Raw genomic sequence first — 25760 nt, forward strand, 5'->3', positions numbered from 1 at the left:
AATAAAGTTCAAAAAATTCAAGGCGTTACTTCAGGAAGCCAGGGTACAACGAGTTTTAATGCAGGCTTTTTTAAGCCTTATTATTTGCTGTGGACATTGAATTTAAAGCGCTGGTATTTTGCACACCATGATGGCTTCATTTCAGTCCTTAGCATGTCCGCGATGACGACTTTTTCGCTCGCGGGTTTGCAACATTACCATAGTGCGGGTGAAGTGCCAGCATTATTTGGCAATAAAAAACCTGGCTCTTATAGTTATAAAAACTGAGCCAGGTTTTTCAATACGTTAGTACCTTACTGTGGCAGATCTAACGGCTCACCGTTGACCAACATATTGCCTTCGCGCAGTTCTACCACCCAAGGTAGCTCGCCTGACACCAGGCCTGATAAAGGCATCAGCAATAACACCGGTAAGTCTTCAACAATTAAATTGCCTTGAAAAATATTGTCATCTGCTTCAGGGTCAAAGCCAGTACTAAAGTCGAGATCTTCACGCAAGGTGAAACTACCATTCGCAACCAAGTTACCCATTTGGCCCATAGTCAGGCGCAGGTTGTCAATATTCAGCGCCGACTGTTGCTGTTGTAAATTCACCAGAAAATCATTGATTGCATCAGGGTCTTTGCTATTTTCCTGCCAAGTGCGGAACGCGCTAAATGACAGTTCCGATGTACTGGTTTCTAATTCGAAGACACCAGTCACACCGTAGGCGTCATACTCGTTGACCATTAAATTGGCTGTGCCAGCGACATAATCGCCATTGCGCTGCATATCAATGTCGGAGCTAAAGTCGCGCATGCTGACCACAGGCTCAGCCGCATCGGTATAGTAGATGTGGTCAATACTAAAGCGCGCGGTCGAGGCATCGAATAGACCATCATCGCCAACGTCTGTATGCGAACGCATTTGCACGTTTTCAAAACGCAACTTTTGATTGGCATCAACCCCGGTGTCTGGCGCACCGAGTAGCATCTCAATCCAGTCAATGGTCAGTTGCGAGTGCTGGTCGCTATCACGTAACACCACGTCGACATCAAAAGCCGCCACGCGGTATTGTAAACCTATATTTTGGTCATCGAAGTTCACTTCCGGTACATGGTAGGTCAAGCTCAAGCCACCCAGCCCGACGCGACCATCAAGGGTAATCGCTTGCCCTTCGAACAAACGCTGGTTGACATCAAACTCACCTACGATGCCGGTGATTTCACCGGTCACGCTGGCGCGTAACGCGCCATGGCGCAAATTCATGGTATGGGTGAATGCAACTTGCTCATCCTCAATGTCCATTGAGAATGAAACCACACCTTCTGAGCGCCAGAAGCTGGTGTCGTGCCAAGTTAAGTCAACGTCGACTTCAGGGTTTTGCTGCTGATACGCTTCAAGTTGCTGCGACGCGATATCGCGCATTTTAGAGCCGGTGATTGCGACCAGCGCCACGTATGTTATCCCTACAATGACGGCTAGGCCAACTAACCACTTGATCGAACGAGCCATGGTATTTCCTTTTCTAGTTGTGGCGCATACGTCGCCGCATGCGCAGTTCGTTATTGTTTAGCTGCGCCGAAACAGGCGATTCAGCACACCGCTGCTTGGTTCAGCTTTTTTATTAATGCGTTGCATGAAGCCTTCCCACTGCTGGTACAAGCCTTGTTCGGCCACTTGGTCAAATTCAGGCTGTAAAATTTTAAAGCCGGGGCCTTTGAGCAATTTGGCAATACTTTGCGGGGGATTACATACTTGCCATTGCCCTAATAAGTAAGCATAGCTTTGCATCAGCATAGCTTCCACGTCTGCACTATGGCTTTCATCTAACTCAAGGTGCTGACGAATCGCCTTAGCAGCGCTTTTAAAGCGTTGCGCCAATTTAGTTTTATACGAAAGTAATGCCTTACTATCGATATTCAGCTCAATCACGGAATGACTCAGGCTAGCCAGCGACCATAGGTTCGGCTGCGCCTGTTTAAAGCCAAGAATCGCGGTAATTAAGCGCGCCACTTTGTCGTCGGCCTGATAGCTGAGTGCCTTCTCGATATCACTCAACCAACCGTGTAAGTCATCTTCCAGCAACGCCAAATAAATGGATTCTTTGGTGTCGAAATAAATGTAGGTGGTACCCTTTGAGACCCCTGCCCGGCGAGCTATCTCGTTCATCGTCGGTAAGCTACCGGGCTTCGCCAATAGCAGCTCGAGCGCCGATTGCACAATACTGTCACGCCGACGGTCTTTTTCCTTGGCCGTGCGCGCCCGTAATTTATCACCTAATACATTATCCATCACAACATCCCCTTGTGTCTTAAATGCCACGCACCTGTCGATATTGTCGCCAGTTCCAGCGCCGATGTCTAGAGCGGCCAGAAATACAATAACGCAGGAATACCGACCACAGCGACAATTACCTCAAGTGGCACACCTAAACGCCAGTAATCACCGAAACGAAAGCCCCCAGGCCCCAAGATTAACGTATTGTTTTGATGACCGATTGGAGTTAAGAATGCGCACGATGCGCCCACCGCAACCGCCATTAAAAAGGCATCACCATTCACCCCCAGAGCCTGCGCGCTACTCAGTGCAATCGGGCACATGACCGCTGCTGTCGCCGCATTATTCATAAAATCAGATAGCATCATGGTAATAATCAGCACCGCGGTGAGTGCGATAATTGCGTTACCCTGAGCGAGCGTGTTTAGCATTAAATTAGCGATTAAATCCGCGGTACCCGTGCTACTCATTGCCCCTGCGACAGGTATGAGCGCCGCGAGTAGCACCACGACCGGCCAATCTATCGCACTGTAGACACGCTGGGGGCAACGACTTTCAACGCCATTACGGCAAGTACACCGGCTGCAAATGACACCGCCGCCGGCAATAAGCCCAGTGCCGCGCCGCCCACTGCAGCCGCCATCACTAAGGTGGCAATGGTGGCTTTGCGCTTACTAGGTACGCGAATTTGGCGCTCAGCCAGCGGTACGCAACCAAACACAGTCGCAAACTCACTTAAGTCGGCACTGCCGCCTTGCATTAACAATACATCACCAGCACGCAACCTGGTGTGACGTATGCGACGAATCTTGTGTGCCCCTTGCCGCGACACCGCCAGCAAGTTCACCGAATAGCGTGTGCGCAGCGCAAGATCACTCGCCGCACGGCCAATAATGTCGGCGTCCGGCAGCACCGTAAGTTCCATAATGACCACATCGCTGGTATCTCGGCGCTCTTTCGCCTTCAGTTTTGCCTCTTCATCGCTTTCAGTGTCTTTCTCAGCCCCTGCACTGTTGCTTTGGCGCTGAGCTTGAGTATGCCCCGCTGAATACGCAGTGACCCGTCGCCCCATATAGGCTTGTGGTTCAGCACGGGTATCGATGGCGAGCTCTTTATTCGCCGCTTCATCACTGTCTTCTTCGTCAGTCTGCTTCGGACGCTGACTTTCTTCAAGCTTCAGTCCTAAGCTTGAGAGAGCGCCGCCCAAGGATTCCGGCTCAGCCTCTATCACCAACACATCTTCCGCATGCAATTGGCGTTGCGGGTGTGGTGCAGTCACTTGCTCGCTACCCCTTAAGATGCCGACAACTTGGGCATCATAGTCATCCAGCGCCTTTTCCAGTTCATGCACGCGCATGCCATCTGCTTTGCTGCCATCTTGCACGCGTACTTCGGTGATATACGCCGCGGTATCAAAGCCTGATGCATCCGTGCGCTTGCGCGCAGGTACAAGGCGCCAGCCGACGAGTGCAACAAAAATAACCCCACTTATTGCGATTGTGGCGCCCACTGGGGTGAACGCAAACATACCGAAGCCACCATCGCCTTGCTCACTGCGAAAGCCCGAAACAATTAAGTTCGGTGGTGTACCAATTAGGGTGGTCATGCCCCCGAGAATGGTACCAAACGACACGGGCATCAGCACGCGTCCAGGGGGAATGTTCAAGCGCGAGGCGAGCTGAATCGCAATCGGCATTAACAACGCCATCGCTCCCACATTATTCATAAAGGCAGACATTAACGTGGCAGCACCCGTCAATGCTGCGATACTAAAGGTCGGGCCGCTGGTTTTCGGTAAAATTCGCTGCGCTAATACATCTACAGCGCCTGATGACTGCAGCGCACTACTGAGCACCAATACACATGCAACGGTAATCACCGCTGGGTGGCCAAAGCCATTGAATGCTATGTCCGCTGGGACTAAGCCTAAAAATACACAGGCTAACAAAGCACCTAGAGCCACCATGTCATGCCGCCAGCGCCCCCAAATAAACATCCCCATGGCAACCGCTAATACCAGCAGAATTAAGCTCTGTTCAAGGGTCATTCAGGTGCTTCCTGAGTGATTGGTGTCAGGGGCGTTACCAAGCGTTGCCGCAATTGCGCAAGCGCTTGCTCAGCGTCCGGTTTGGCACCGGTCCAAATATAAAAACTAGCGGCGCCCTGTGCCACCAACATACCAAGACCGTCGACTACAGAAATCTTTGGGTTAAGCGCCGCGGCCGCGGTCAAAAACGGCTGCGCTGCCTTACCGTAACTCAAGTCATACCCGAGACTGGCATGCTTCAGCCATGCAGGCTTGAACTCAATCCCCATTTGGCCATGATGACCGGCTGCGGCGGCATGGATCACAATATCGAATTCTTGGCTGTCATGGGTTGGTGTGTACGCAAAAAGACGCTCTACGCTAGCAGGCATTTGCGCATGAAACGCCGTAACCAGTTGCTGTGCGCGACTCAAGGTACGGTTATTCACCACGATTTGTGCAACACCCGCTTCAAGTAGCGGCGCTACAATACCGCGCACTGCACCACCCGCGCCAAGAATTAGCACGCACTGGTTGGTCAAGGGTGCGCCTTGCAAGCGAAGGTCGTTAACCAACCCTTCACCGTCGGTATTATCAGCATATAAACCTTGCCGTGTTGTCATGTGCAAGGTGTTAGCTGCCCCCGCCAAACGTGCCCGTGGTGACACTTGATCGGCAATTTCCAGCGCGCTGACTTTGTGCGGTAAGGTGACATTCGCGCCGATACCGCCTGCGCTAAAAAATTGCTGCAGCTGTTCAGTAAAGGTCTCTGGCGGTGCTAAAATGGCGCGATAGTCGACCGTCAACCCCGTTTGATGGGCAAATATTTGATGTAATTGCGGTGACAAACTATGTCGGATAGGGTCACCAAATACTGCTAGAGGTATCATGTTGTCTCGCTTGTTCAATCGCCATCGGCCCGAGCCGCTTTCGCAATACCAACAGTTAGGAGGGGAAGTGGCCGTGCGCAACATGGCTGATCGCTTTTACGATATTATGCAAACAGACCCTGAAGCTGCTGAGCTGCTGGCAATGCACCCACAACCATTAGACGCCATTCGCCAGAAATTCTTTGAATTCTTAAGTGGCTGGTTTGGTGGCCCACAACTGTTTAGCGCCAAATATGGTCACCCCAGGTTACGCGCCCGCCACTTACCTTTTGCCATTGATACGCGCATGCGCGACCAATGGCTACACTGCATGTATAGAGTGCTTGATGAACAAGTGCAAGATCCACTCTTACATCAGCAGTTAAAGGCTCAATTTACTCAGTTAGCCCACCATATGATCAACCGAGAATGAGCCTTACCTTCTATACATTTATTGTTTGTCTTGTAGCTTTTTGATGCGCTCAATGCGACCTTCATAGCCGGATTTAGTGCCGTCTTTTAGCTTATACTTCACCGCTTGCTCGCACACTTCAATGGCTTGGGCATACTGTCCACGCTCGGTCAGCGCCGCACTGTATTGTTTAAACGTCGCGACCTGAGGCAACTTGCCACCGTTTTGCTTCTTTAATGGCCCTTTAATCGCATCAAACTCTTTGATGTGTGCGGCCGCATAAAACATCAGCGCCGCCTCACCACGCGAGTCGTTACGCTGGCGATAGCTCTGCTCGACAATATGTTGATATAGGCGGTGGCGTGCAAGGGGGTCATTAGTTTCACTTAGCGCCGCAGCCTGAGCTTCCGCGCCCTCTGGCGCTGCGGGTGCTTGATTGCTGGCAATGCCTGCACTCGCCTGTTGCTGCAAGGTGCTCTTGGTCGCCTCTTCCGCGGCTGCCATATGGGCTTTCTCAGCGGCCTTCGCAACCGCCTGCTGAGCCTCTTGATTGGCCTCAGCGCCGACCTCGTTGTGACTGGCTACTGCAGACGCTTCAGCAGCTTTAGCTTGCGGGGTTGGCGCAGTGCTAGTGTCAGGCGCAGGGGTAACTGGTGTTGGTGTTGGTGTTGGTGCAGCCGCATCAGCTTGCGCTGCTGCTTGTACTTTGGCGTCCGCTTCGGCTTTCGGAGCTGGCGAATCAGGCGCAGGTTTAGGCGCGCTTTGCTGCACTGGTGCGTCATCTTGCTGAGGTTGACGCTTAATAACTAGGCTTCGATATAGCAGGTAGCCAATACCCACTATGGCAACGATCACAAGGATTTGACTCATCTTAGTGTCCCATCGTAATGCCTCAAAGAGGCTTGCAGATTAACGCTTACGGGCTCTAAATCCTGCTTTGCCCCGTTGCTCTGCTGGTTTCAAATCACCCGTCTTTGACTGCCGACCCGACGAGCGTGGTTTTTTATTCGTTTGATTCGCACGCTTGGCTGATGGCTTATTGCTAGCCGGTTCACCTTTCTGAGCGCGTGCTTTCTTTACTTGCCCACTTTCTTGTCCGCTTGCTTGCCCACTTGTGTAGGACGCTTCTTCGGTTTTAATTGAGTGCGACAATAGCTTCTCAAGCACATTCAATTCTTTGCCACCCAATTCACGGTAACTGCCGGGGGCTAAATCACCCAAGCCAATATGCATAATTCGAATGCGCTTGAGGGTCACCACCTCATGACCTAGATACTCTGCCATACGGCGTATCTGGCGGTTAAGCCCCTGAGTTAAAATAATCCGAAAAGTTTTTCGGCTGATACGCTCAGCTTGGCATGGCTTTGTGACCGTATCAAGAATCGGTACACCACTGCGCATAGCCTGCAAAAAGCTATCATCAAAGGCGTCTTTCAGGGTCACAATGTATTCTTTATCGTGTTCGTTCCCTGCGCGCAAGATCTTGTTCACAATATCACCATCATTAGTGAGCAAAATCAAACCTTCTGAGGGTCTATCAAGGCGACCGACCGGAAATATGCGTTGAGGGTAATTCACTGCATCAACTATGTTGCTGCGAATTTTGCGTTCCGTGGTGCAAGTGACCCCCACCGGCTTATGATAAGCCAGGTACACCCGCTTGGGCTTATTACCTAAAGTCCGCCCTTTTACCTCAACGGTGTCATCGGGGCCGACCCGAACACCCATTTCGGCGACTCGACCGTTTACTTTGACCTGCTGCGCAGCAATCAACGCATCGGCTTCACGACGCGAACAAATGCCAGTTTCGCTTATCCATTTATTCAGGCGCACGCCTGTTGCCTCGCTCATTCAAGCCACGCCTGCGGCTTTAAATAACGGTCATACAACTTGGCTTCTGCGCTGTCTGGCTCTGGTTCATACATATACTGCCAGCGTGCCAGCGGCGGCATCGACATTAAGATGGATTCCGTGCGACCACCAGTTTGCAAGCCAAACAGAGTGCCTCGGTCATACACTAAGTTAAACTCAACGTAACGCCCTCTGCGATACAGCTGGAAGTCACGCTGAGCTTGGTCAAATGCCGCATCTTTGCGCTTTTTTACAATGGGTACATAGGCTTGAGTAAAGTGGTCGCCCACCGAACGCATCAACCCAAAGGCGTGCTCGAAGTCTAATTCACCAGCTGGGTTGGTATTTAAGTCATCAAAAAATAAACCACCCACCCCGCGGGTTTCATTACGGTGCGGTAGGAAGAAGTATTCGTCACACCAGCGTTTAAAGCGTGGGTAATAGTCTTCACCAAAGGGGTCACAGGCGCGCTTTGCGGTCTGATGCCAATGAATGACGTCTGCTTCCTGAGGATAAAACGGCGTTAAATCAAATCCGCCACCAAACCACCACACTGGTGCTTCGCCCTCTTTCTCAGCAATAAAAAAGCGCACGTTGGCATGACTCGTTGGCACGTTAGGGTTATTCGGATGCAGCACCAAGGATACACCACAGGCGTGAAAGCTACGTCCGGCTAGTTCAGGTCGATGGGCCGTGGCAGACGCTGGCATCTTAGCGCCAAACACATGAGAGAAGTTCACCCCACCTTGCTCAAATACATCACCACCACGCAAAATACGCGAGCGCCCACCACCGCCTTCCGGCCGGTCCCAGGCATCTTCCGTAAATTTGGCACCACCATCGATGGCCTCTAATTCAGCACAAATGGCATCTTGAAGCTGCATCAAATAGGTTTTAACGCGGGCTAAGTACTGATGTTCTTGGCTGCTATCAAAACTCATGTACGCACGACCTCATTAGTCAATGGATTGATAATCTTACTTGGACCCGATGCTTGGCCGACTGGCTCGTCCATAATCCAGCCTAGCTGGTCACCGAAGCTTTGGCGAACCTGTTCGGCGCTGGTCATGGCAGGTTCGCCACTGGCGTTGGCGCTGGTTGATACTAATGCAGTGCCTAATGCGCGGCATAGGCGTCGCGCAGGCTCAAACGCCGTCACGCGCACCGCAATGGTGTCATGATCACCTTTTAGAAAGCGCGGCACGTCATGGCGAGCAGGTAAGATTAACGTGGTATGCCCAGGCCAGTGTGACAGCACTTTAAAGCGCACGTCTTGCCCGATTTGTTTGTCGTCGACATAATCAAGTAACTGAGAGTAGTCGGCAGCGATGAGAATCATGCCCTTGCTAATGTCCCGATTTTTCAGCGCCAGCAGCTTGCGCACTGCTACTTCGTCATAAGGCGCGCAGCCGAGGCCAAACACCCCTTCCGTCGGATAAGCAATCACTTGATGGTCGCGAAGGGCATCGCGCGCTTGTACTAGGGTCTCGGTTGTCTCAGTCACCGCCAACTCTCCTGCATTCGAAATACGGATATGACGGTATTATAAAGGCTTTGACTTATAACTGCAGGACTTTTGCGGGCAGACTAGCCGTATGCCTTGGCTACTTGGCTTCTCAATCAACAGCGGATAGTCACACTCAGGGCAAGGCGACGCTTGAGGCTTATGATTTAACGCAAACTTACACTTGGGGTAGCGGTCACAGGCATAAAATACTTTGCCATATTTGTTGGTGCGCTCGACTAACTGACCTTTCTTGCACGTCGGACAGTCTGCCAATGCCACGGGCGCTTCAGGCTCGGGGTCTGCCATGTAGTGGCAAGTTGGAAAGTCACTACAACCAATAAAAAAGCCATAGCGACCTTTTTTCAGCATTAATGGCGATTGGCACAGCGGACAAGGACTATCGGGGAGTGGTTGCGGAGTAAAGCTCGCTTCTTCGTGTAACGAGCGCGTATAGTCGCACGCAGGGTAGCTGGTGCAACCCCAAAAACTATTGGTGCCAATATGCTTAACCTTGAGAGGGCTTTGGCACTGCGGGCAAATCTCGCCCGCAGTGTTTTCATGGCTTGCTAGGTCAAATAATGGTTTATGATCACTCACTGACACATTTAACCTTGGTCCAGCATGATATTAGTGTAAGAAGCCATCCGGCTCCTCAAACAACAAACCTTCCATTTGTGAGTATGCGTCTTCGCGCCCAGGTACATTGAACAATACCATCAGCACCACCCACTTCAGGTCCTCTAAGCTGAACTGCTTGCTGTCGAGTTCCATCACACGGTCAAGTACCATTTCGCGGGTGGTAAAGTCGAGTACGCCGATCTGGTCTAAGTACATCAAAAAGCTTTGACTCGGTATGTCCAAACGCCCTTTCTCTGCCTCAGTGAACACGCGCACGGCACCTTGCGGCGCCTTATTTAAATAGGGTTTGGCTTGGCTGTCTTGCAGATCAGCTAAGCGCTCTAACCACGCCAATGCTTTGTTGATTTCCTGATGTGCAAATCCGGCACGGGTAAGCTCATCAGTCAGTTCATCATGGTCGACGACTACTTCCATTTCAGAATGGATGTAGTTTTCAAACAAGTACATGAGGATATCAAACATCGCTTATTCCCTCCTCACCCTGACGTATCCGCCAGGTACTGCGGTTACCCATCCATCCAACTCAAGTGTAATCAGTTGGTCCATTAGTGCAGCCACTGGCAGGCGGGTACGGGTGACCAGACTGTCAATGGACGTGGTCTCAAATCCAACGTTAGCTAACAATTCACTATTTGCCAAGCGCTTTTGTGCTAACCCCAAAGATTGATGATGACTATGTGGGCGCGAGCCCTCATTTTCAAGCTCTGGTCGGCATTTTAACACGGGTAGCTCGGCTAATATATCCTCCGCGCAAGTGATTAAAGCAGCGCCCTGCTGTAACAATTTGTGGTTGCCCGCGAAACTTGGCATCGTCACTGGCCCTGGTAACGCGTAGACCACGCGGTTTTGCTCCAACCCAAAGTTAGCGGTCGCCAGTGAGCCACTGCGTAAACTGGCTTCTGCAACCCAAACACCTTGGCTTAGACCACTTATTATACGGTTGCGGCGCAGAAAATGATCGCTACGCGCAGGTGCGCCTGGATAAAATTCACTGACCAACAGTCCATTCTGCTGAATATCCCGGTACAACGTATGCTGGCGTGGGGGGTAACAAATATCGACGCCACAACCGAGCACCGCCACCGTCTTTCCGCCTTGCTCCAATGCCGCGCGATGGGCAGCTCCGTCGACACCCATCGCCATGCCGCTACAGATACCCCAGCCATGACGCACTAAATTGGCAGTGATGTCGCTGACTTGCGTCAACGCATAGGGGGATGCTCTACGGCTACCGACCACCGCCAATAGCGGGCTGGTAAGCAAGCGCGCATCGCCGGCACAGTACAGCATTCGCGGCGGACTATTTATATCGGCTAAGAGTTCGGGGTAGAGAGGATCACCTTGAACGATACACTGGTGGTTTTCATCGGCATCCAACCAATTCAACACCGCCTTCAACACGCTTGGATCAACTTTCGGCATTTGCTGACGCCAAAAAGGGTTCAAATCGCTGAACGGTTGCGTGATATCACGCCCGACTTGCATCCCATGCCGATTCAGCAAATGCAGCAGACTCATCGGCGCTAAACTATACGCCAACCAATTTTGCAGCGCTTGGGCATCTAACTTGGTCGCTTTTTTATCCGTTGCTGAAGTCTGTATTTGAGTGTCAAAGTCTGTATGAGTCATCTACGCATCCGTGCATCGAAATTATCTACTACGCTAATAGTAGAAGCCCACGCACGCGAGACTAGGATTTATAAGGCGTAAAGGTTAAAATTGCGACATATCTCGTGGTTTAACTCTTTTTGACTAAAAAAGGGGCACCAATCGCCACGGCACATGTAAAGAATCTGAGGTTTTATCCATGGCTAAGCTAGACATTTTGCAGTATCCAGACGAGCGCCTACGCACCGTAGCCAAGCCAGTGGCTGAGGTTGACGACACCTTGCGTGGCATTATCGATGACATGTTTGAAACTATGTATGACGCTAATGGCGTCGGCCTTGCGGCTACCCAAGTGGATGTGCATCAACAGCTATTTATTGCCGATTGCTCGGAAGACAAAGACCAGCCACTCGTGTTTATCAATCCGAAGATTGTTGCCCGCGATGGTATTTTTGAAAATGAAGAAGGCTGCCTTAGCTTCCCAAATGTGTATGCGAAAGTTGAGCGTGCGGGCGAAGTCACCGTCGAAGCCCTTGATCGCAACGGTGAATCGTTTTCACTGACCGCGGATGGCTTACTGGCAATCTGTATTCAGCATGAGCTCGACCATTTAGAAGGCAAACTGTTCGTTGATTACCTGTCGCCGCTGAAGCGCAACCGTATCCGTAAGAAGCTAGAAAAAGAAGCTAAGCTCGCTGCGCGTTACGCTTAAACGCGCAGCTACCTCGCAGCCCCTCGCTACCAAAGGAATTACCCTTGCGCATTATTTTCGCCGGCACCCCTGACTTCGCAGCGCGGCATCTAGCCGCCTTACTTGAAACAGACCATCAAGTGGTGGCTGTGTATACCCAGCCTGACCGCCCTGCAGGTCGTGGCAAAAAGCTACAAGCCAGCTCAGTGAAACAACTTGCGCTGACTCACGGCCTACCGGTTGAGCAGCCAGCCAACTTTAAGCAGTCGGACGCGTTAACGCAGCTGCAGAGCTACCAAGCTGATCTGATGATTGTTGTCGCTTATGGTTTGTTATTGCCCCAGGCTGTACTGGACGCCCCACGCTTAGGTTGTATTAATGTGCATGGTTCACTGTTGCCACGTTGGCGCGGTGCCGCCCCAATTCAGCGCGCTATCTGGGCCGGTGACACTGTCACTGGCGTGACCATTATGCAAATGGATGCTGGCTTAGACACTGGCCCTATGTTACTCAAACACAGTGTAGCGATTGATCCGCAAGAAACGTCGGCCAGCCTGTATGACAAACTTGCCGAATTCGGTCCTCAGGCATTGATTGAAGCAGTGGACAAGCTAGCCGCGGACGGCTTACCGGCTGAACAGCAAGACAACCACGCCGCCACTTATGCAAGTAAGTTGAATAAGGACGAAGCTCGGATTGACTGGCAACAAAGCGCGGTATTTATTGAGCGCTGTATTCGTGCCTTCACCCCATGGCCTGGTACCGAGTTTTATCTCCAGGGCGAGCGCTTTAAAGTTATCCAAGGGCGTATTGTCGCATGGGCAGAACACGCTAATCCTGGCACCGCTTCCCCTGGAACCATAGTACGCGCCGATAAGCAGGGTATTTGGGTCAGCTGTGGCGAAGGCACTCTTGCATTGGAAAGCATTCAACCGATTGGTAAAAAGCCAATGTCCGCAGCTGACCTATTAAATGGCCGTGGCCAGTTGTTTGCCGTCGGTTGCGTAATGGACGCCACAGCGGGTGACGCATGAATCAAGCCCGCACCGGCGAGAGCAAGAAAGCGAAGAGTGGCGCGGCCCCGCGTGCGGCGGCTGCCTATGCTTTACAGCAAGTGTTACAGCATCAACGTTCACTCAATCAAGCGCTGCCAGAAGCAGTCGCGAAGTTTAAACTCGACGCCAGCGATAAAGGGCTTGCCCAAGCCGTAGCTTTCGGCGTACTGCGTGAATTGCCAAGCCTTGAGTGGTATGTATCGCAGTTACTTGATAAGCCGCTGAAAAGCAAAGTCAGGATTGTCCATTACCTGATGCTGGTTGGGCTGTATCAGTTAAGCGCGATGCGCACGGCGTCCCATGCCGCGGTATCAGCCAGCGTCGAGGCCACTGTTTTAGTGCGCCAAAAGGCACTGAAGGGCTTGGTGAATGCCGTGTTACGCGGCTTTCAGCGTCAACAACATAATCTTGAGACGCAATTGGCGCAGCAAGCTGACAAGCGCTACAACCATCCTGGCTGGCTCCTTAAACACCTGCAAACCGGTTACCCTGAGCATTGGCAAAGCATTGTGGAGGCGAATCAGCACCAACCTCCGATGTGGTTGCGGGTCAATCAGCGCTATTTGAATCAACAGCGCATGCAGTTAAGCGACTATCAGGCTCAACTTAGTGCGCTTGGCATTGAAAGCGAGGCCGCAGTGGGGTTACCCCAAGCTTTGCGCCTAAAGCAAGCCTGTGACGTGACTGCGCTGCCTGGGTTTGCCGACGGTGCCGTGTCAGTGCAGGACGCCGCAGCACAATATGCCGCGCAACTGGTGCCCGCGCAATCTGGTCAACGGGTACTTGATGCCTGTGCTGCGCCAGGCGGCAAAACCGCTCACTTACTTGAGCTCTACGATATAGAGGTCGATGCACTGGATATTGAGCAAACACGCTTAGCTCGAGTCAGTGAAAATTTAGCGCGCTTACACCTGAGCGCCCGGATTATTCATGCCGATGCCAGCACTCAAGATTGGTGGGACGGTGCCTTATATGATCACATTTTGCTTGATGCTCCCTGCTCCGCCACTGGCGTCATTCGCCGTCACCCGGATATTAAGTGGCTGCGCCAGGCAGCTGATATTGCCAATTTAGTCACTTTGCAGCAGCAAATTTTTAGCAACATGTGGCAGCTCTTAAAGCCAGGTGGTACTTTGATATATGCGACTTGCTCGGTACTGCCGCACGAGAATGCCCTGCAAGTAGTGGCATTTTTAGAACAGCACACGGATGCTGAATTGATACCTTGTGAAGGCCCTGATATGGCGCACATTGTTGCACCTGAGCTTGGGGCTGGTACTGCGAATACGCCGACTGCCATGCCACCGAATACTCAGATTGGTTTACAGTGGCTACCGCAAATTGATGGTCACGACGGATTTTATTACGCCGTGCTGCGTAAAGCAGTTAACTAACATACTTCACTTTTAAGCAGCGTATTTATGAAAATAATTATCGTAGGTGCAGGACGAGTCGGAACCACGCTGGCGGAAAACCTAGTCGGTGAACAGAACGAGATTACGATTATTGACCCTGACCGTAATCGCCTGGGCGAGCTGCAAGAAAAGTATGATTTACGCGTCGTGGTTGGCAATGGCGCGCATCCGGATACGCTGGAAGCGGCTGGCGCGGAAGACGCGGATATGCTGGTTGCAGTGACCAGCACCGATGAAGTTAATATGCTGTCCTGTCAAATTGCCTACAGTATGTTTAATACGCCGACCAAAATTGCCCGTATTCGCTCAGAGCAGTATATCCGCTATAAAGACAAACTCTTCCACAACCAGGATATGCCCGTTGATCACTTAATTGCGCCAGAGCAGTTGGTCACCGACTATATCAAGCGTTTGATAGATTACCCTGGTGCGTTGCAGGTGATGGAGTTTGCGGGCGGTAAAGTCAGCTTGGTTGCCGTTAAAGCCTATTACGGCGGTAAATTGGTCGGCCATGCGATATCAGCCCTCAAACAACATATCCCAAACGTAAATGCACGTGTTGCGGCGATATTTCGCCAAGGTCGCGCCATTCGCCCCCTCGGCAGCACCGTTATAGAAGCCGATGACGAGGTATTCTTTGTCGCTGACACCAATAATATTCGCATCGTAATGCAAGAATTGCAGCGCTTAGAGGACACCTACAAGCGCATTATGATAGTCGGTGGTGGCCTTATCGGTGCTGGCTTGGCGCGTGCCTTAGAACGCAGCCACCGGGTCAAACTAGTGGAAACTAAATTAGAGCGCGCCGAATACTTATCCGCCAGCTTAGAGCATACGTTAGTGCTGCATGGTGACGCGTCGGATCAACAAATGCTCAGCGAAGAGCATATTGAAGATATTGACGTGTTTGTTGCAGTCACCAACGACGATGAAGCCAACATCATGTCAGCGATGCTTGCAAAGCGCATGGGCGCGAAGAAAACCATGGTGTTAATCCAGCGCAGTGCGTACGTCGACCTAGTGCAAGGTGGTGACATTGATATCGCCATTTCACCGCAAAACGCCACCATTTCCGCACTGTTACGCCATATTCGCCGCGGCGATATCGTCAATGTCTACTCATTACGAAAAGGCGCAGCAGAGGCCATTGAAGCGATTGCTCATGGTGATGAAAAAACGTCAAAAGTGATTGGCAAATCTATCAATGAAATCAAGTTACCACCGGGCGCCACTATTGGCGCCATTGTGCGCGGCAGTGAAACCATTATCGCTCACGGTGAGACCGTGATTCAGTCCGATGACCATGTGGTGATGTTCTTGGTGGACAAAAAATATGTCACTGACGTTGAGCGCTTATTTGAACCTAGCGCCCTGTTTTTTTAAAACAGAAGCATTGCTTTTAAAACAGAAACATTGCTCACGATGATACCGTATTAGCCTCGCCAGAAGGTCGGGGTAAATAGCACCAGCAAGGTAAACACTTCAAGACGCCCAAACAGCATGGCGAGAATCGCAACCCATTTGCCGGCCGTGGTCACGTCGGTAAAGTTCACCGCCACAGAACCTAAGCCAGGGCCTAAGTTATTTAGTGTCGCAGCGGTGGCACCAAACGCCGAATAATCGTCCAGCCCGGTGGCAATAAATGCCAGCATAATGCACACAAATACCAGTGCATATGCAGCAAAGAACCCCCATACGGCCTGTACCACACGGTCTGGCAGTGGCCGATTACCGTATTTAACGCTGAACACCCCTTTAGGGTGAACCAAGCGATTAAGCTCGCGCACGCCTTGACGGAATAACAGCAGCACCCGAATAACCTTTAACCCGCCGCCCGTCGAACCTGCTGAGCCGCCGATAAAACTCGCAAATATAAGCAACACCGGCAAGAACACCGGCCACACCGCATAGTTTTCGGTGGTAAAACCCGCTGTCGTGGCAATAGACACCGCCTGCAAGGCGCCGTGAGAGATAGAAGCGCCAATGTCGTCGTGCCATTGGAATAGCACCAAGGTCACCGCGCATATCACCATGAGTACGAATTGAATCAATAAAAACGCGCGCAACTCTGGGTCTGCTAAGTAGCCCCTTACCGTGCGCCCACGTACGGCACCAAAGTGCAGTGCAAAGTTAACGCCGGCAATCAATAAAAACACGATAGCGACCAAATTGACCCAGCCACTGTCATAATAACCAAGGCTTGCATCGTGGGTGGAGAAGCCACCGATGGCGACCGTCGACATTGCATGACCAATGGCATTGAATAGGCTCATACCAGCGGCCCAATACGCCAATGCGCAGGCCGCAGTTATGCCCAAATAGATGTACCACAAGTGCTTGGCCGTGTCGGCAATACGTGGCGTCATCTTGTTATCTTTCATCGGCCCAGGTGTCTCAGCTCGAAATAGCTGCATGCCGCCGATGCCTAGCAATGGCAAAATTGCGACTGCCAATACGATAATTCCCATTCCGCCAAACCACTGCAGTTGCTGGCGGTAGAAGCGATAGGCATGAGGTAATTCATCGATACCGGTTAGAATCGTGGCACCCGTGGTGGTTAGTGCCGAAAAGGCTTCAAACATCGAGTCAGTGAAGCTTAATTGGAATTCATCAGGCATCCAAAAGGGAATCGCCCCCACTGAAGCCAACACCACCCAAAATAAAACTACGATGACGAAGCCTTCGCGGGTTTTCAATTCCCGACGCTGGTTTTGATTGGGGTACCACAACGCGAATCCTATCAATAGGCTAAGTAAAAAGGCAAAAAAGAATGCGCCAGCACCGCCGTCACCATAATACATGGCAACACCGATCGGCGGCAGCGTGGTCATACTGAAAAGCGCGACCAGAAGACCCAAAATACGCAGTATCGTCCTAACTTGCATGCTTTTGATTTACCATATTTTTAGCTTTTTATTAGCTTGTTATTCACCGTTTTACGCGGACTATTTACTGACGTATTCAGCTTCAACTACCTAATTTAGGCGCGATACTACCTTAAACCCTGCGCCCGTGTCAGGTTGCTAGCGCCGTGTTCGGTAACCACAATATTATCCTCAATTCTAACACCACCGAAGTCACGCATCGCATCCAGTGCCTGCCAATCAAAATGCCGCGCCAGTGGGCCGTGGCCAAATGGCTGCAATAAGGCATCAATAAAGTAGACCCCAGGTTCAATGGTGACCACTTGACGGGGTTCAATTTTACGGTTGGTACGCAAGTTAGGAAAGCGCTCCGGGGCTTGGCTGGCTTTGCCACTGGCGTCTTCTAGGTTGCCGCCCACATCATGCACTTGCAGCCCAAGCATATGGCCGAAGCTATGCGGCATAAATGCATAGGTGACGCGCTCGTCGATCATTTGATCTAGGCTAAGACCCTTGACCCAGCCGAAATCGAGTAATATCTGGGCAACTCCATAATGCGCCTGCTCCTGAATACTCCCGAAATACCGATGCGGGCGAACCCAGTCAACCAGCTCTAAAGTCAGGGCGTCGACGCGCTTTACAAGTTCAGCAAATACCGCGTGCTCTCCCTGTTGCTCACTAAAGCTATAACTACGGCTAATGTCCGATGCATAACCTCGGTAGCTGGCCCCAGCGTCAATCATCAACGACTTCAAACGCCCGTGCAGCGGCTGGGTGGATTTACCGCGATAGTGCAAAATAGCCGCATGCTGATTCTGTGCGACTATCGATTGGTAAGGCGCTTGGGTAGGCCCTTGTTGCGTTGCCTGCATGTACGCAAGCCAGCATTCAAATTCGCTTCGCCCAGCGTAAAAGGCCGCTTCTACGGCCTCATGACCTGCCGCCGCAATCCGGTTCGCAGTGGCGATACATTGCAGTTCATAGTCCGATTTAAAAACGCGGTGGTAATGTAGCGAATGTAATAACGACTCCGGGTTGACCTGCATAATGCCAAGGGCCTGCGCGACCTCTATATGTTCGCCCAAATACGCCACTCGGTCTTTATTATAAGGAATGAAGCGCTCAATATCGCTGGGGGTAGTAATCAGTTCCACGTGGAACAATGGCAGCCAGTCCGCGTCATCAATGTTAACTACTTCATGCCAGAAATCTTCTGGAGCAAAAAGTATCAGTGTCGGTTTAGCGCCTTGGCGCATAATCACCCACGAGTGTGGTGCATCGACGAGTGGGCAAATCGCTTTGAAGTGCGGATTTACTCTAAAATCATACTCGCTGTCATCCATAAAATGACGTTTTGGCTGCCCGGCATGCACAGCCAAAACGTCCATATCATGGGCTTCAAGTAAGCGATCGTACCGCGCCTTTAGGTCATGGAAATGCGCGCGGTACTGTTCAAAGTTATGCCCTTCAACACGTGGTGATAGGTGCGAGCCGAGTTGCTGATTCGACTTGGATATTGGCATATTCGCAGAGGCCTCCTTCGGGGTCCATACGCATACTATGCATGTGTTGTAGCAAGTTGTCATCCCGCGCCAATAGGCTGAGATAAATTTGTTGATACGTCAGCACAGCTTTCACGTAATCCCGGGTTTCCTGATACGGTATGGTTTCTATCCAAATATCCACGGGCACTGACTCACTCGGCACCCATTCGCGTACCCGGTGAAAGCCAGCATTATAGCTTGCAGTCGCCAATAACCAATTGCCCCCATTGCGGCGTAATAACTCACTTAAATAACGCGTGCCATATTGAATGTTTTCTTCTGGGTTATTCATATCCGGTGCACGACGCATCTGACGACCCACGTGGGTGCTCTGCTGCAAATATGTCGCCGTGTCCGGCATGATTTGCATCAAACCTCGCGCACCGACTGGCGACACCGCATCCACCTGAAACGCACTCTCACGACGGATAATCGCCAACGCCCAGCTTGGGTCAATTTGGTTGGATTCAGCTTCGCGTTCCAGCACCTCACGAAAGCCCATCGGGAAGCGCCGCTCAAGATCCTGGTTTAACCCTAACGCTGCGAATTCACGAATACTTTGATCAAGCCAGCCCCATTCGTAGGACAAAATAGCAGCGGCAACCCGCTCGTCTTCGCTCACACGCGAGCGTACTAAGTTCCACTCCCGCCGTGCATCAAAATGTCGGCCCAACTGAAAAAATTCATGCGCTCGCTGCACTTCAGCACGGCTAAGGAGCGCTTGAGTAGCTTCTGGCGTAGCCGCTGCGCGTTCGCGACTTAGGTTGGGTGCTTGGTCTAAGTGCGCGGCCGCCATAAAGCCATAAAAGTGACGCAATTTAGCTAACTCAGTCCATTCCGCCTCGGCTTCCACGTGTCGTTCCAGCTCGGTCAACGCACGCGCTCGCCAATAGGCAGGCTGCGAACCTTCCGTCATATGCTCGCTAAATTCCAACAACGTATGAAAGTCACGATCGCGCAGTAGCGTGGCTAAATACCATTGCTGGCCGGCTGGCCCAAGCGCCGTCGTATCAACGCTTTCGAACCAAGCCCGTGCGGACGGCTCATTGCGCACTGCAAGGACCACCCCAATTTGGCTATCAATCACTTGCTTTTGCGCCGTAGTGAACTCAATTTCGTCACGCATCCGTGGCCAAACGCGCACTAAAGCGTCAATATCGCGCCAACTCAACTGCTGTAAAGCACGGTATAAATGATGGCGAACACGTGGGTTCTGATGCGGTAATTGTGCCCAATCTGACACCCGTTGCGGACGCTGACGTAATCCAATCAGTTGGTTGGCGAGTTGGGTGGCCCCCGCTTCTTGTTCGTCCGACAGCAAACTACGCGCAAAGCGAGCAATATTCCAAACGCCTTCATCCAGCGCAGCGTTGAAGCGCTGCCAAACAACATCTTGAGTGCGCTCGCCCGCACGTGTCCACTGCGTAAATACGCTGTCACATATGCGCGGCTGACTATTTGCCTGCACCCAACGCGCCTGAACTTGCGGCCAAATCTCTTGTTCAAGTTCCTGCTCTGACGGGTCTAAGCGCAAACGATAGCCTAAATAACGACACACTTGCTGGGTATTACCCCGATTCACAAAGTCGCGGGTGAAGCGCTGGGCATCATTACGCCGCGCCAGAAAGTTCAACCACGCATCGCGCAACTGGCGTTCCATCGGAGAACCATAATAAGTCTGCATGAAGTTCAGGACATAGGCTTCGTTGTCCAAACTTAAGTGGTTTTGCAGGAACTCAACTTCTAAATAGGGCCATAACGGATAGCCGGAAAACTTCTTTTGCAGCTGTAAATATTCTGCTTCATTAGCCCGTTTTACCCGCCGCTCAGCGTCTTCAAATTGGTCTCGTAGCTCAGTTAAATTTGGCGATACCACTGCAGTAGTCGCACGGCTTTCAGCCAGCGCATTGGCGCTAAAAGTAAGTGATGCTATCAGCACAATTCCTTGTGTCAGCTTAGTCTTACGCATGCATTTAAACAGCTGTTTTAATCTTTGTTGCAATATGGGATGATTAGTGCCACATTTTTGTTCCATACTCATTCAGCACCATTGTACGTAGTAAACGGTTAACGGCATGGGCCGTAAACAAATGGGAGACCCACGATGATCTACCAAGGTGAAAACCTACACGTCGACTTTATTGAAGACGGTATTGCCGAACTTCAGTTCGACGCTCCAGGTTCAGTTAATAAATTTGACCAAAAAACTCTTACTGAATTTAGCACTGCTTTAGACGCTCTGCACAACGAAAATGCGTTAAAAGGTGTGATAGTAACCAGCAGTAAACCTACTTTTATTGTAGGCGCTGATATCACTGAATTTCTGACGCTATTCGCCGACTTGGATAAAACCAAATCTTGGGTACACATGGCATCTCGAGTATTCGACAAGTTAGAAGATTTGCCAGTTCCAAGCGTTGCCGCTGTCAGTGGCTTTGCGCTAGGTGGCGGCTGCGAAGCTATCTTAGCGTGTGATTACCGTGTCGTTGACGACACTGCGATGATTGGCTTGCCGGAAGTGAAGCTTGGGCTAATCCCTGGCTTCGGCGGCATGGTGCGTTTGCCCCGTGTGATTGGCCCAGACAACGCTTTAGAAGCGATTACCACCGGCGCAAACCACAAGCCAGAAAAAGCGTTGAGCATAGGTTTAGTTGACGCCATTGTCGGTCAGGACAAGCTCAAGCACGCCGCCCTTAGCATGGTCAAAGACGCCATCGCTGGCGAATTAGATTGGCAGGCCAAGCGCCAGCCAAAACTAAAGCCGCTTAAGGCCAATGATACCGAACGCTTGATGTCTTTTAGTACCGCAAAAGCTATGGTATTTGCCCAAGCAGGCAAGCATTACCCTGCCCCGCACGCCGCTGTTGAAGTCGTTGAGCGTGGCGCTGGTGAAGGACGCGAAGGTGCGTTAAATATCGAAAACGAGCTGTTTGTTAAGCTTACCCAGACCGACGCAGCTCGCGCGCAGGTCGGTATTTTCCTAGCTGACCAGCTGGTAAAAGGTAAAAGCAAAAAAGCGGCGAAGAGTGCAAGCAAGCAAATCAAACGTGCTGGTGTACTCGGCGCAGGCATCATGGGCGGCGGTATCGCGTATCAATCAGCGGTCAAAGGCGTCCCAGCGGTGATGAAAGATATCAAGCAAGAACAGCTTGATTTGGGCTTGAACGAAGCTGCTAAGATTCTTGGTAAAGGCGTTCAACGTGGCAAAGTGAAGCCAGAGAAAGTCGCCCAAACCTTGAATGCGATTGTGCCAACACTGCATAACAACGAATTAGAAAACGTTGATATTATTGTTGAAGCTGTGGTTGAGAACCCGAAAGTGAAAGGCGCAGTATTGGCCGAGATCGAAGGCGTCGTAGCTAAAGACGCCATCATCACCTCAAATACATCAACCATTTCAATTGACCGCTTGGCGACCAACTTGAAAGACCCAAGCCGTTTTTGCGGTATGCACTTCTTTAACCCTGTGCACAAAATGCCATTGGTTGAGATTATTCGCGGTAAAGACACGTCTGAAGACACCGTTGCTGCGGTCACTGCCTACGCACTGCAAATGGGTAAAACCCCAATTGTCGTCAATGACTGCCCTGGCTTTTTTGTAAACCGCGTGTTGTTCCCCTACTTTGCGGGCTTCAGCATGTTGTTAGACGACGGCGTTGATTTCCCGAAAATCGATAAAGTCATGGAAAAACAGTTTGGCTGGCCAATGGGCCCTGCGTATTTGAGCGACGTCGTAGGTATTGATACCTCAGACCACGCAACGCATGTTATGGCTGAAGGCTTCCCAAGCCGCATGCCACGTGACGAGAACGGTGCGATTGCGAAGTTAGCTGCCGCCAACCGTTACGGTCAGAAAAATGGCAAAGGCTTCTATGAGTACAGCACCGACAAGCGCGGCCGCCCAGTCAAAGAAGTGAATGCGGACGTTTACCAAGTGATTGGTGAGAAAAACGCGGATGCAGAGGCCGATGAAATCATCGCGCGCTGTATGATTCCGATGTTCAACGAAGTCATTCGCTGCTATGAAGACGACATTGTTGCCAGTGCAGAAGAAGCCGATATGGCCTTATTGTACGGGATTGGTTTCCCTCCATTCCGAGGCGGTGCATTCCGTTACTTAGAAACCATGGGCTTACAGAATTTTGTCGAGTTAGCTGACAAATATGCACACTTGGGCGAAATGTACCAAGTTACCGACGGTCTGCGCCAGAAAGCCGCAGCCGGCGAGTCATACTTTAACAGCTAATTCGAACGGAGAAGATTATGAAAGACGTAGTCATTGTAGATTGTATCCGCACGCCGATGGGCCGTTCGAAAGGCGGTGTATTTCGTAACGTGCGTGCCGAGGATTTATCGGCAGAACTGATGAAGGGCTTGCTTGAGCGCAACCCAAACGTAGACGCCACTGAGATTGAAGATATCTATTGGGGTTGTGTGCAACAAACCTTAGAGCAAGGTTTTAATATTGCACGTAATTCAGCCTTAATCGCTGGCTTCCCGCACAGTGTCGCCGGGGTCACCGTGAACCGTCTGTGTGGTTCATCCATGCAGGCTATTCACGATGCAACCCGTGCCATCCAAACCGGCAATGGTGATATTTATATCGCTGGCGGTGTTGAGCATATGGGTCACGTCCCTATGATGCACGGCGTCGACTTCCACCCAGGCATGAACAAATCAGTCGCACGCGCGGCTGGCTCTATGGGGATGACCGCCGAGTTATTGGGTCGCAAGTTCGGTATTAGCCGCGAGATGCAAGATCAGTTCGGTGCGCGCTCGCATCAACTGGCGCATCAAGCCAACACAGGTGGCGCATTTGATAACGAAATCCATGCGATTAACGGCCATGACGCAGACGGCGTGCTGAAGCGTGTGAAGTATGACGAAGTGGTGCGCCCGGAAACCACGGTGGAAGGCTTAGCTAGCTTGCGCCCTGTATTCGACCCAGCCAACGGCTCGGTCACTGCGGGAACGTCATCAGCTATTTCTGACGGTGCCGCGGCGACCTTAATTATGTCAGCAGAGAAAGCCAAAGCCTTAGGGTTAACACCGCGTGTGAAAATCCGCTCAATGGCAGTGGCTGGTTGTGACCCAAGCATTATGGGTTACGGCCCAGTCCCTGCAACGCAAAAAGCATTGCAGCGCGCTGGCGTCAGCTTGCAAGACATCGACCTGTTTGAACTCAACGAAGCATTCGCCGCGCAAGCACTTGCGGTGATGAAAGGTTTAGACATCATGGACTTGATGGATGACAAAGTGAACTTGAACGGTGGTGCGATTGCACTAGGCCACCCATTGGGTTGCTCGGGCGCGCGTATTTCAACTACCTTAATTAACCTGATGGAACGCAAAGACGCGACCTTAGGTTTAGCCACCATGTGTATCGGTTTAGGCCAAGGTATTGCTACCGTGTACGAGCGTATCTAACCACGCTAAGTACAATCAACGCTAAGTTGAAAGGCAGCACTTTAGGTGCTGCCTTTTTTGCTTAGGGCTTCATTTTTATCTACTATAGGCACCTACTTAATTTATTGGTGCGCCCCATGCAGCCTTTCTCACAAGCCGATTATGAACTCGATACACTAGGTTTACGCTGCCCAGAGCCGGTGATGATGATCCGTGCTCAAGTGCGTAAGATGCAGCCCGGTGAAACCTTATTAGTCATCGCCGACGACCCCGCAACCACCCGTGACGTACCAAGCTTTTGTCGCTTTATGTCGCACCAATTGCTGGCCCAGCAAACCGAGCTGGAGCCCTACCATTACCTCATTCAAAAGGGCGCAGGTAGCAGCGCGACCTGAGGCCGCATCACCAAGGCATTATAATTTGTACTCCCAGAACTCTGCTTGGCCCAAGCTTGGGTCGAGCTGATACGGCTTAAAGCCAAAGTGAGCATAGGCGTTGCGTGCGCGCTCATTGCCCGTCAGCACTTCCAGCGTCACTTTGCAGCAACCGCGCTCTTTTGCCACGTCACACACACGCTGCATCAGCGCTTGAGCGATACCCTGGCCGCGATGACCTGATAGCACCGCAATGTCATGAATATTGCACAAAGGCTTGGCCGCGAAGGTAGAAAAGCCTTCCACACAATTGACCAGCCCCACTGGTTTACCCTGCACATAAGCGATAAAGCTATACACGCCGTCACGGGCGGCCATTTGCGCGATAAGATCACGTTTTGTTGCAGCTGGTAAGGGCTCACCACCCCCCATCGGATCTTGCGCGTAGGCATTTAATAACATCAGCAATGCGTCAGCTTGCGCTTGGTTACTGTAATCAACTGCTTGGATATCTAACATGATAGTGCTTGTACCTTTTAATCAATGACTTCGTGAGTTAATTCTTGGCGGTATCTAGTACCTGACGCACGTGGCAAAACGCCAAGTGATCGTTGACCAAGCCCGTTGCCTGCATAAACGCATAGCAAATAGTCGGTCCAACAAAATTGAACCCCGCTTTTTTAAGCGCCTTGGACATTGCTTTCGAAGCCTCAGTGTCAGTGGCTATATCGGCCATGCTTTGTGGGCAATTATCCACAACTTGGTGGTTTACGAATTGCCAAATAAAGTCGCTAAATTGTGTACCGCTGCGTTCAATGGCGATAAATCCATCCGCATTTCTAAACACGGACTCAATTTTAAGACGATTACGCACGATGCCTGCATTGGTCATTTGGTTAGCTATAAAGGCCTCGCGCTCAGCCCCTTGAATCGCGTGTAAACGCTCAGGGTCAAAACCGAAAAACGCCTCTTCATAGGCCGCCTGTTTGCGTAAAATCGTGATCCAGCTTAACCCTGCTTGCTGGCCGTCCAAACAAAGTTTGGCGAACAAGTCTTGGCTGTCATACACTGGTCGACCCCAGACTTGGTCGTGATACGCCTGATAATCGGGTGCGTCACCGCACCAAGGACAGCGTTTTGGGTGATTTAGTTCGTTATTCAACCTGCATACTCCCTGTAAATTGGGGCAATGGTCAGGGTATAATCACACAATTGAAAAGCGCTTAATAGCACTGAATCGG

The 25760-nt window shown here is 51.2% G+C and carries 25 protein-coding genes; 8 read left to right on the plus strand and 17 right to left on the minus strand.

Going from position 1 to position 25760, the window contains the following annotated elements:
* Positions 1–293 precede the first annotated feature (293 nt).
* The 5 genes from CWE07_RS07915 to aroE form a co-directional block, all read right to left on the minus strand.
* Positions 294–1493 carry a DUF945 family protein gene (locus CWE07_RS07915; protein ID WP_111569365.1) on the minus strand — a complete coding sequence of 400 codons (1200 nt, stop codon included), beginning with the start codon at positions 1491–1493 and terminating at the stop codon, positions 294–296.
* A 57-nt stretch (positions 1494–1550) separates the two neighbouring features.
* Positions 1551–2273: a TetR/AcrR family transcriptional regulator gene (locus tag CWE07_RS07920; RefSeq protein ID WP_111569366.1), complete on the minus strand. Its 723-nt coding sequence runs from the start codon at positions 2271–2273 to the stop codon at positions 1551–1553.
* A 68-nt stretch (positions 2274–2341) separates the two neighbouring features.
* Positions 2342–2767, minus strand: coding sequence for an SLC13 family permease (locus CWE07_RS14415; RefSeq protein WP_198679903.1), 426 nt, complete (start codon positions 2765–2767; stop codon positions 2342–2344).
* An 11-nt stretch (positions 2768–2778) separates the two neighbouring features.
* Positions 2779–4305 carry an SLC13 family permease gene (locus CWE07_RS07925; protein WP_198679904.1) on the minus strand — a complete coding sequence of 509 codons (1527 nt, stop codon included), beginning with the start codon at positions 4303–4305 and terminating at the stop codon, positions 2779–2781.
* Entirely contained in the window at positions 4302–5174 is an 873-nt protein-coding gene (gene aroE, locus CWE07_RS07930; protein WP_157983248.1) for a shikimate dehydrogenase, read from the minus strand. Before aroE ends, CWE07_RS07925 begins: the two co-directional genes overlap by 4 nt.
* On the opposite strand from aroE, the gene CWE07_RS07935 reads away from it, so the two are divergent.
* Entirely contained in the window at positions 5173–5586 is a 414-nt protein-coding gene (locus CWE07_RS07935) for a group II truncated hemoglobin (RefSeq protein ID WP_111569368.1), read from the plus strand. The genes aroE and CWE07_RS07935 overlap by 2 nt on opposite strands.
* 18 nt (positions 5587–5604) lie before the next feature.
* Here the strand turns inward: CWE07_RS07935 and CWE07_RS07940 are convergent, their stop codons facing one another.
* From CWE07_RS07940 to dprA, 7 genes are read right to left on the minus strand one after another with little or no spacing between them, the layout of a single operon-like run.
* Positions 5605–6435 (minus strand): hypothetical protein, encoded by an 831-nt coding sequence (locus CWE07_RS07940; RefSeq protein WP_111569369.1) that lies wholly within the window; start codon positions 6433–6435, stop codon positions 5605–5607.
* Between the two features lie 39 nt (positions 6436–6474).
* Positions 6475–7416 (minus strand): pseudouridine synthase, encoded by a 942-nt coding sequence (locus CWE07_RS07945; protein WP_111569370.1) that lies wholly within the window; start codon positions 7414–7416, stop codon positions 6475–6477.
* A complete protein-coding gene (gene hemF / locus CWE07_RS07950) occupies positions 7413–8357 on the minus strand; it encodes an oxygen-dependent coproporphyrinogen oxidase (protein WP_111569371.1) in 945 nt (314 codons plus the stop codon). The genes CWE07_RS07945 and hemF overlap by 4 nt, the downstream gene beginning before the upstream one ends.
* The gene (tsaC, locus tag CWE07_RS07955) at positions 8354–8920 is read right to left on the minus strand and encodes an L-threonylcarbamoyladenylate synthase type 1 TsaC (protein WP_111569372.1); all 567 of its coding nucleotides are present in this window, start codon (positions 8918–8920) and stop codon (positions 8354–8356) included. Before tsaC ends, hemF begins: the two co-directional genes overlap by 4 nt.
* A gap of 39 nt (positions 8921–8959) precedes the next feature.
* Positions 8960–9526, minus strand: a complete 567-nt coding sequence (locus tag CWE07_RS07960) for a DNA topoisomerase family protein (RefSeq protein WP_111569373.1) — start codon at positions 9524–9526, stop codon at positions 8960–8962.
* Positions 9527–9550: 24 nt separating this feature from the next.
* Positions 9551–10024 carry a DUF494 family protein gene (locus tag CWE07_RS07965; protein WP_111569374.1) on the minus strand — a complete coding sequence of 158 codons (474 nt, stop codon included), beginning with the start codon at positions 10022–10024 and terminating at the stop codon, positions 9551–9553.
* Positions 10025–10027: 3 nt separating this feature from the next.
* The gene (dprA, locus tag CWE07_RS07970) at positions 10028–11191 is read right to left on the minus strand and encodes a DNA-processing protein DprA (protein WP_111569375.1); all 1164 of its coding nucleotides are present in this window, start codon (positions 11189–11191) and stop codon (positions 10028–10030) included.
* 178 nt (positions 11192–11369) lie between these two features.
* On the opposite strand from dprA, the gene def reads away from it, so the two are divergent.
* The 4 genes from def to trkA are packed head-to-tail and all read left to right on the plus strand — an operon-like array spanning position 11370 to position 15714.
* The gene (def, locus tag CWE07_RS07975) at positions 11370–11882 is read left to right on the plus strand and encodes a peptide deformylase (protein WP_111569376.1); all 513 of its coding nucleotides are present in this window, start codon (positions 11370–11372) and stop codon (positions 11880–11882) included.
* Positions 11883–11926: 44 nt separating this feature from the next.
* Positions 11927–12895, plus strand: coding sequence for a methionyl-tRNA formyltransferase (gene fmt / locus CWE07_RS07980; RefSeq protein WP_111569377.1), 969 nt, complete (start codon positions 11927–11929; stop codon positions 12893–12895).
* The gene (gene rsmB, locus CWE07_RS07985; RefSeq protein ID WP_111569378.1) at positions 12892–14310 is read left to right on the plus strand and encodes a 16S rRNA (cytosine(967)-C(5))-methyltransferase RsmB; all 1419 of its coding nucleotides are present in this window, start codon (positions 12892–12894) and stop codon (positions 14308–14310) included. The genes fmt and rsmB overlap by 4 nt, the downstream gene beginning before the upstream one ends.
* Positions 14311–14337: 27 nt before the next feature.
* Positions 14338–15714, plus strand: coding sequence for a Trk system potassium transporter TrkA (gene trkA, locus CWE07_RS07990; protein WP_111569379.1), 1377 nt, complete (start codon positions 14338–14340; stop codon positions 15712–15714).
* A gap of 50 nt (positions 15715–15764) precedes the next feature.
* Here trkA and CWE07_RS07995 read toward each other — a convergent pair whose 3' ends face one another.
* From CWE07_RS07995 to CWE07_RS08005, 3 genes are all read right to left on the minus strand, one after another.
* Positions 15765–17216 (minus strand): TrkH family potassium uptake protein, encoded by a 1452-nt coding sequence (locus CWE07_RS07995; protein WP_111569380.1) that lies wholly within the window; start codon positions 17214–17216, stop codon positions 15765–15767.
* A gap of 107 nt (positions 17217–17323) precedes the next feature.
* Positions 17324–18718 (minus strand): Xaa-Pro dipeptidase, encoded by a 1395-nt coding sequence (gene pepQ, locus CWE07_RS08000; protein WP_157983249.1) that lies wholly within the window; start codon positions 18716–18718, stop codon positions 17324–17326.
* Positions 18663–20708, minus strand: coding sequence for a lytic transglycosylase domain-containing protein (locus CWE07_RS08005; RefSeq protein WP_181452272.1), 2046 nt, complete (start codon positions 20706–20708; stop codon positions 18663–18665). Before CWE07_RS08005 ends, pepQ begins: the two co-directional genes overlap by 56 nt.
* A gap of 135 nt (positions 20709–20843) precedes the next feature.
* Here CWE07_RS08005 and fadB point away from each other — a divergent pair, with 135 nt between their 5' ends.
* From fadB to tusA, 3 genes are all read left to right on the plus strand, one after another.
* Entirely contained in the window at positions 20844–22985 is a 2142-nt protein-coding gene (fadB, locus tag CWE07_RS08010; RefSeq protein WP_111569383.1) for a fatty acid oxidation complex subunit alpha FadB, read from the plus strand.
* A gap of 17 nt (positions 22986–23002) precedes the next feature.
* Complete coding sequence (gene fadA / locus CWE07_RS08015) at positions 23003–24166, plus strand: acetyl-CoA C-acyltransferase FadA (protein WP_111569384.1); 1164 nt, start codon at positions 23003–23005, stop codon at positions 24164–24166.
* A 116-nt stretch (positions 24167–24282) separates the two neighbouring features.
* Positions 24283–24540, plus strand: a complete 258-nt coding sequence (gene tusA / locus CWE07_RS08020; RefSeq protein ID WP_111569385.1) for a sulfurtransferase TusA — start codon at positions 24283–24285, stop codon at positions 24538–24540.
* Positions 24541–24558: 18 nt separating this feature from the next.
* Here tusA and CWE07_RS08025 read toward each other — a convergent pair whose 3' ends face one another.
* Both CWE07_RS08025 and CWE07_RS08030 read right to left on the minus strand, forming a co-directional pair.
* The gene (locus CWE07_RS08025) at positions 24559–25038 is read right to left on the minus strand and encodes a GNAT family N-acetyltransferase (protein WP_111569386.1); all 480 of its coding nucleotides are present in this window, start codon (positions 25036–25038) and stop codon (positions 24559–24561) included.
* 37 nt (positions 25039–25075) lie between these two features.
* Positions 25076–25681 (minus strand): DNA-3-methyladenine glycosylase I, encoded by a 606-nt coding sequence (locus tag CWE07_RS08030; RefSeq protein WP_111569387.1) that lies wholly within the window; start codon positions 25679–25681, stop codon positions 25076–25078.
* Positions 25682–25760 lie beyond the last annotated feature (79 nt).

Origin of the sequence: Aliidiomarina maris (assembly GCF_003987335.1) — a bacterium.
In the GTDB taxonomy this organism is placed as follows: Bacteria; Pseudomonadota; Gammaproteobacteria; order Enterobacterales; family Alteromonadaceae; genus Aliidiomarina; species Aliidiomarina maris.